Raw genomic sequence first — 6,645 nt, forward strand, 5'->3', positions numbered from 1 at the left:
TTGCCGGTGCTTATTGCGCGCTTGTCGTGCTGTCCGCGGGTACGCCCTTGGCGAGCGTCTGCGTGGCCGGCGGATCCGTCTCGATCCGCACCGGTGTCCCTTCGAGAAGAAGAGCCGCGTTCGGTCCCGCCAGCGCCTTGTCGCCTTCCTTGAGCCCGGAAAGAACCTCCACGCGCGTCGCATCGATCTGGCGCACCGTCACGTTGACCCGCTTGGCGTGCCCGTTCTCGTTCACATAGACATATCGCGCCGCCTCCGTGCCCATCAGCGCGGAGCGGTCGAGCGCCAGCACGGCGCGCGGCTCGGGATAGATTTCCGCCCGCGCGAAAAGGCCCGGCTTCACCGCGTAATCATCGTTCGCGATCGGCAGCCGCACCTCGACCGCGCGCGTCACGGGATCGATCCGGTCATTGATGATGATGACGTAGGAATCGTAGCTCTTGTCGATGCCGTCGAGGAAGATCTTGCCCTTCGTGCCCACCTTGAATTTGGAGAGATGGATTTCCGGCACGTTCACGATCGCCGCCACGATATCGATCTTCATGATTTCCAGCACGCCGCCCTGGGCAGGGCCCATGCCGCCCGAGCGTGTCGCCATGAACTTGCCTTCGTTTACATCGAGCCGCGTGATGACACCGTCGAAGGGCGCGGTGACGACGCAATCGTCGAGTGCCTGCTGCGCGGCGGCAAGCTGCGCCTTGGCGATGCCGAGTTTCGCGTTTGCCGTGTCGCGGGCCGCGCGCGCATCGTCGAGCTTGCCGTTCGACACGAAGCCCTTGGCATGCAACTCGCTTGCGCGGTTGAATGCCTTCTGCATGTTGCCGGATTCCGCCGTCGCGAGTTGCACCTGGTTTTCGAGTTCCGACACACGGAGCTTCCATTCCGTGTCGCGGGTGCGGAAGAGCGGCTGGTCCTTCTTCACCCGGTCGCCGACCCACACCATGACTTCCTCGATGATGCCGTCGACGCGGGGCCCAAGCTGCGTCGTCTTGTGCGCGGCGATGGTGCCCGTGCCGATCACCGGCTCCATCAGTTCCTCGCGCGTCACCGGCCGTTCGAACACGGCGACAGTCTCCGCCGCCTGTTCCTCGCCCGACGCCTGTTCGTCCTCGCCGCATCCCGTGAGCGGCAGCACCGCCAGTGCCGCCATGAGGAAACCCGCCGCGCGGGTGGGGAAAGGTCTGGTCCGGAAAAGCATGCGTTACGTCCCGTCAACTCGCCGCGCTGGCGGCACCTGATATGCGAGGTTATAGTATCCAGGGTTACGATATGGAAGGACAGAGTTGGAAGGGCGAGCCCCCTTGGCCGGCAGGAAAACAGGAATGGCAGCGCCCGACGAAGAGTTCGGCTGGCTGCAGCGCGACGTGTTCCGGCTCCTCCAGCGCGCCTGGGACAGGCACCTGCGCGCCTCCGGCACCGGCATCACGGTGCCCCAGTCGCGCGTCTTCGCGGCGCTGCGCCAGCGCGACGGCCTCACCCAGACGGAAATCGCCGATCTCGTGATGATGGAGAAGGCGCCGCTCGGCCGCGTCATCGACCGCATGGAAGAGCAGGGCCTTGTCACCCGCCGTCCGGACCCTGCCGACCGCCGTGTCCGCCGCGTCTATCTCACGCCCGCGCTCGACGAGATGCAGGATCGGCTCTGGGCCGCCGCCTTCGGCATGTTCGATACCGCCCTCGACGGTTTCACGGCCGCCGAATACGAAACCCTCGTCTCCATGTTCCGCCGCATCAAGGCGAACCTCGAAGCCGGCGAGGCCGACGAGGGCAGGGCGGAATAGGGGCGTTTTTCTCCTCTGTATTCCCGGATTCGCGCTCTCCCCCGGCCGTATCCCAAGCGGACGCGGCGTCAAACGCATGGGTCTTTTCATGCGCCTCCAATGCGGTGAGAATGCGCGCCAAACAACGCTGCGGCAGCCCGCCATCGCGCGGGAGCCCGGAAAAAATGCGCCTCTTCGAGCGCGATAAGGGAGACATCATGAATTTCGATTTTTCCGACGACCAGAAGATGCTGAAGGAGCAGGTCCGCAAGTTCCTTGCCGACAAATGCCCCATGAGCGTCACGCGCCGCGTCCTCGACGGCGACGAGCCCTATGCGAAGGAAGTCTGGAAGGGCCTCGTCGAGATGGGCCTCACCGGCACGGCCATTCCCGAAGAGTTCGGCGGCCTCGGCCTCGGCGCGCTTGAGCTCTGCGTCATCGCCGAAGAGCTCGGCCGCGCCGCCGCGCCCGTTCCCTTCTCCTCCTCGATCTATCTTGCCGCCGAGGCGATCAAGCTCTTCGGCACGCAGAAGCAGAAGCAGACCTGGCTGCCGAAACTCGCCAGCGGCGAAATTGTCGGCGCGCTCGCCGTCTCCGAAGGCACGCACACCGCCCATCCGCGCAACATCGAAACGAAATTCGCGGCCGGCAAGGTCAGCGGCGTGAAGCAGCCCGTCACCGATGGCGGCGCGGCCGATGTCGTGATCGTCGCCGTCAACACCGGCGGTTCCGGCGAGCAGGCGATCTCGCTCGCCATCGTCGATCTCAAGGCCGGCGGCATCTCCGCCGAGCCCGTCCGCACCATCGACCCCTCGCGCGAACACGTCACGCTCACCTTCAAGGATGCGCCCGCCGAAATCCTGGGCGACAAGCAGGGCGAGGGCTGGTCGCAGCTTTCGCGCGTGCTCGACGGCGCGGCCGTCCTCTTCGCCTTCGAACAGGTCGGCGGCACCGAGGCCGCGCTCGAAATGGCGCGCGACTATGCGCTCGAGCGTTATGCCTTCGGCCGCCAGATCGGTTCCTATCAGGCGATCAAGCACAAGCTCGCCGACATGTATGTGAAGAAGGAACTCGCGAAGTCGAACGCCTATTTCGGCGCCATGATGCTCAACGATGAAGGTGCCGAGCTCACCGAGGCCGCCTCCGCCTCGCGCATCGCCGGCTCCGACGCCTATGTCTTCGCCGCGCAGGAGAACATCCAGACGCATGGCGGCATCGGCTACACATGGGAATCCGACTGCCAGTTCCATTATCGCCGCGCGAAACTCCTTGCCCTCACGATCGGTGCGCCGATCCAGTGGAAGGAAAAACTCGTCTCGCGCCTTGAAGCGAAGAACGCAGCATAAATTAAAGATATTCGGGAGAACCAAAATGGATTTCAACGACACGCCAGAAGAAGCCGCCTACCGCGCACAAGTCCGCGCATGGCTGGACAAGAACGCGATCCGCAAGGAAAACGCCAAAGACATCGCCCCGCCGAAGGATATGGACGAACTGATCGCCCAGTCGAAAGCCTGGCAGGCGAAGAAGGCCGATGCCGGTTACGCCTGCATCACCTGGCCGAAGGAGTGGGGCGGCGGTGGCGGCACCACCATCAACAACGTGATCTACGGTCAGGAAGAATCGAAATACGCCGTCCCCGGCGGCATCTTCGCCATCGGGCTCGGCATGTGCATCCCGACCGTCATGGCCTGGGGCCCGGACGAGGCGAAGCAGCGTTTCGTGCGCCCCGCCGTGCGCGGCGACGAGATCTGGTGCCAGCTCTTCTCCGAACCCGCCGGCGGCTCGGACGTCGCGGGGCTCCGCACCAGGGCCGAGAGGGATGGCGACGAATGGGTCATCAACGGCCAGAAGGTCTGGACGTCCGGTGCCCATTTCTGCGACTACGGCATCCTGCTCACGCGCACCGATCCCAATGTGCCCAAGCACAAGGGCCTCACCATGTTCTGGATCGACATGAAGGACCCGGCCGTCGAAGTGCGCCCCATCAAGCAGATGTCGGGCGGTGCGGAATTCAACGAAGTCTTCTTCACCAATCTCCGCGTGAAGGACAGCCAGCGTCTCGGCAATCCCGGCGACGGCTGGAAGGTCGCGCTGACCACGCTGATGAACGAGCGCCTCGCCGTCGGCGGTAGCCAGGGCAATGCCGACACGGATGATCTGATCGAACTCGCGCGCGAGACCGACATCGCCGGTGAGCCCGCCATCCGCCACGGCGGCGTGCGCGAGCGAATCGCCGACTGGTATGTGCAGGCGCAAGGGTTGAAGTTCACGCGCTTCCGCACATTGACCGCGCTCTCGCGCGGCGAGACGCCCGGACCCGAAAGCTCGATCTCCAAGATCGTCGCGGCCAAGAAGATGCAGGACCTCGGCTCCTTCGGCATGGACCTGCAGGACATGGGCGGCGTCATCCGCGACCGCAAGCTCTCGCCGGCAGAAGGTGCGTATACGGAGCAGTGGATCGGCGCGGCGGGCTACCGCATCGCGGGCGGCACGGATGAAATCCTCCGTAACATCGTCGCCGAACGCGTCCTCGGCCTGCCGGGCGAAATCCGCGTCGACAAGGACCTGCCCTTCAACCAGGCCCCGAAGGGGAAGTAAGAAACCTTACCCCTCTCCCCTCCGGGGAGAGGGAGGGGCTCGGCGCCTCGCAGCGGCGTTGGGAAGGGTGAGGGGCGTTGGTGAAAAGGTCCGGTGGACCTTTTCCAGCCTCGAACGCCCTGGGCCAAGCGAAGGGCCGGATCAGCCACCCACAAAATAAAAAGGCCGGATCACCCGATCCGGCCTTTTTCATTTCCGCCTCTGCTAAAACCACAAATGTCACCCCTGTGCTTGCCTGTACCGGCGCAGGTTGGCCGCGCTGAGTGAGATAAAAACTACTTGATTTTTTTTAAAGTGGGCTATATACGCGTCCTTAGGACGCGTATATAGCCCACTTTCTATCATAATTGCGTTGCATTGTCTCAGCTACGAATTGTGTCTTGACTTTGCAATGCTCACATATATATACGTCCTTAGGACGTATATATATGTGAGCATGTCTAAAAAAAATGGCAGAACTACTTCGAGGTATTTACCCGGAAAGACTTACGCTTGCCGGCCATCGACTGGCAGAGTTGCTGGAAGCCAATGGCAAGCCAGTCCTGACGCAATTCGATTTTTTCAGGATCATCTGGCGCATGTATCTGACCTCGTCAGGTGAAAGGCTCTATCTCCGTCATGAAACACCGACCCAGGAAGACGGTAACCGCCTGAGGCTCAATCTGAAGAAATCAGGCCTCGTTGGCGCCGACCGGGATTATGGCTCCCGTATAATCCGTGTGTTGGCGATTTCGGATCTGCCAGCCGAAGACATTGCCTGCCTCGTTGATCCTACATGTTATGTCTCGCACCTCTCAGCCATGCAGCGATGGGGGCTGACTGATCGTAGCCCCGAGGCTTTGATACTGACGCGCCCTGACCGGAAGACTGCTACAAAGCAACTTGCGGCTCATATGGAAGGCCTGCTCGCGGAGAACGAAGAAAACCCTTTTCCTCTGAAAATCATCACGCATCCGGCTCGCGTTCGTAAGAGGACGGTCCATGTCTATGAGTCGAAAACCGCAGGCGCATCTCTGAACGTTCGCGGTGGCGATGTCCGCCTCTCGACGATTGGGCAGACGTTTCTCGATATGCTGCAAAAGCCTGATCTTTGCGGGGGCATGGACCACATCCTTGATGTCTGGGAAGAGCATGCCGCTACCTATCTGAGCGATATCGTTGCGGCCGTCGACACGGCCACAAGCGGCCTCGTCAAGAGCCGGGCCGGGTACATACTCGAAGAGCGTTTGGGGTTAAAGCATCCCAGCATTGAGCAATGGAAGGCATTGGGACAGCGCGGAAGTAGCCGCAAGCTAGATCCGTCGAAAGCTTTTGCCCCGACCTTCTCGGAGACGTGGATGATCTCGCTCAATGTCTGACGACGCCATTGAAATCGATGTTGCTGGATGGGTCGAGCGCGCCAAAGCCGATCCCACTGCCTATGGACAGCGCCAGGCGGCAGAAATCACCCTGAATGCGATTGCGATGACCGCTCCCTTGAATGAGAAGCTCGTCCTCAAGGGCGGTATACTCATGGGGCTTGCGTATAATAGCCCGCGTCAAACCGCAGATATTGATCTATCTGCCATTCTCGCAGCTGAAGACAATGTCGATGAGATGATCAGGGACTTCCTGGACTCGGCCTTTCCGAGTGCGGCGGCAAAGCTTGGCTATCCCGATCTGATCCTCAAAGTGCATTCGGTCAGAAAGCAACCCAAGCATATCGAGATCGAGGACGCGGAATTCCCGGCCCTCAAACTGAAAGTTGCTTTCGCTCAGCGTGGAACCCGTCAGGAACAAGCGCTACGTGAAGGGAAAGCACCCGGGGTCATTGATCTCGATATTTCGTTCAACGAACCTTTGCGCCAAATTCAAATTCTGGAGCTAACGGGTGGCGAAGAGTTGCTCGCCTATGGGCTCGTTGATCTGATGGCCGAAAAATATCGCGCGATGTTGCAACAGGTCGAGCGCAATCGGAACCGGCGGCAGGATGTGTATGATCTTGATCGGTTGATAGCGGGGCACGAATTCACGGTTGAAGTCCGCGCTCAAATTCTTGATGTGTTTATCGAAAAATGTCGGTCTCGATATATCGAGCCCACAGCGACATCGCTCCAGAATCCCGAAGTGAAAGCGCGGTCAGGAGCAAACTGGGATACGCTGGAACTTGAACTTGGCGACGTCCCGCCATTTGAAAAGTGTTTCGAGCGTGTGAGGGATTTTTACGAAACTTTGCCTTGGCAACGGTGATGACCTGCGCCCCAAGTTTCATCCAGTCGGAAGTAGAGTCTCGTGACCATTTGAG

Annotated in this window: 6 protein-coding genes; 5 read left to right on the forward strand and 1 reads right to left on the reverse strand. The window is 60.9% G+C overall.

Annotation, left to right across the window (positions count from 1 at the left end; genetic code table 11):
- Positions 1–10 precede the first annotated feature (10 nt).
- Complete coding sequence (locus ACKUUH_RS09210) at positions 11–1,198, reverse strand: efflux RND transporter periplasmic adaptor subunit (protein WP_407949603.1); 1,188 nt, start codon at positions 1,196–1,198, stop codon at positions 11–13.
- A gap of 124 nt (positions 1,199–1,322) precedes the next feature.
- Here ACKUUH_RS09210 and ACKUUH_RS09215 point away from each other — a divergent pair, with 124 nt between their 5' ends.
- From ACKUUH_RS09215 to ACKUUH_RS09235, 5 genes are all read left to right on the forward strand, one after another.
- Positions 1,323–1,781, forward strand: coding sequence for a MarR family winged helix-turn-helix transcriptional regulator (locus ACKUUH_RS09215; RefSeq protein WP_407949604.1), 459 nt, complete (start codon positions 1,323–1,325; stop codon positions 1,779–1,781).
- 197 nt (positions 1,782–1,978) lie between these two features.
- Positions 1,979–3,106: an acyl-CoA dehydrogenase family protein gene (locus ACKUUH_RS09220; RefSeq protein WP_407949605.1), complete on the forward strand. Its 1,128-nt coding sequence runs from the start codon at positions 1,979–1,981 to the stop codon at positions 3,104–3,106.
- A 25-nt stretch (positions 3,107–3,131) separates the two neighbouring features.
- The gene (locus tag ACKUUH_RS09225) at positions 3,132–4,361 is read left to right on the forward strand and encodes an acyl-CoA dehydrogenase family protein (protein ID WP_407949606.1); all 1,230 of its coding nucleotides are present in this window, start codon (positions 3,132–3,134) and stop codon (positions 4,359–4,361) included.
- Positions 4,362–4,810: 449 nt separating this feature from the next.
- A complete protein-coding gene (locus ACKUUH_RS09230) occupies positions 4,811–5,719 on the forward strand; it encodes a hypothetical protein (protein WP_407949607.1) in 909 nt (302 codons plus the stop codon).
- Positions 5,712–6,590 carry a nucleotidyl transferase AbiEii/AbiGii toxin family protein gene (locus ACKUUH_RS09235; protein ID WP_407949608.1) on the forward strand — a complete coding sequence of 293 codons (879 nt, stop codon included), beginning with the start codon at positions 5,712–5,714 and terminating at the stop codon, positions 6,588–6,590. Before ACKUUH_RS09230 ends, ACKUUH_RS09235 begins: the two co-directional genes overlap by 8 nt.
- The last annotated feature ends 55 nt before the right edge of the window (positions 6,591–6,645 follow it).

Origin of the sequence: Parvibaculum sp. (assembly GCF_045863935.1) — a bacterium.
Lineage (GTDB): Bacteria > Pseudomonadota > Alphaproteobacteria > Parvibaculales > Parvibaculaceae > Parvibaculum.

Excerpts from the sequence above, each read along its gene's own strand:
- ACKUUH_RS09210 (WP_407949603.1), bottom strand. The coding sequence starts at position 1,198 with ATGCTTTTCCGGACCAGACCTTTCCCCACCCGCGCGGCGGGTTTCCTC.
- ACKUUH_RS09215 (WP_407949604.1), top strand. The coding sequence starts at position 1,323 with ATGGCAGCGCCCGACGAAGAGTTCGGCTGGCTGCAGCGCGACGTGTTC.
- ACKUUH_RS09220 (WP_407949605.1), top strand. The coding sequence starts at position 1,979 with ATGAATTTCGATTTTTCCGACGACCAGAAGATGCTGAAGGAGCAGGTC.
- ACKUUH_RS09225 (WP_407949606.1), top strand. The coding sequence starts at position 3,132 with ATGGATTTCAACGACACGCCAGAAGAAGCCGCCTACCGCGCACAAGTC.
- ACKUUH_RS09230 (WP_407949607.1), top strand. The coding sequence starts at position 4,811 with ATGGCAGAACTACTTCGAGGTATTTACCCGGAAAGACTTACGCTTGCC.
- ACKUUH_RS09235 (WP_407949608.1), top strand. The coding sequence starts at position 5,712 with ATGTCTGACGACGCCATTGAAATCGATGTTGCTGGATGGGTCGAGCGC.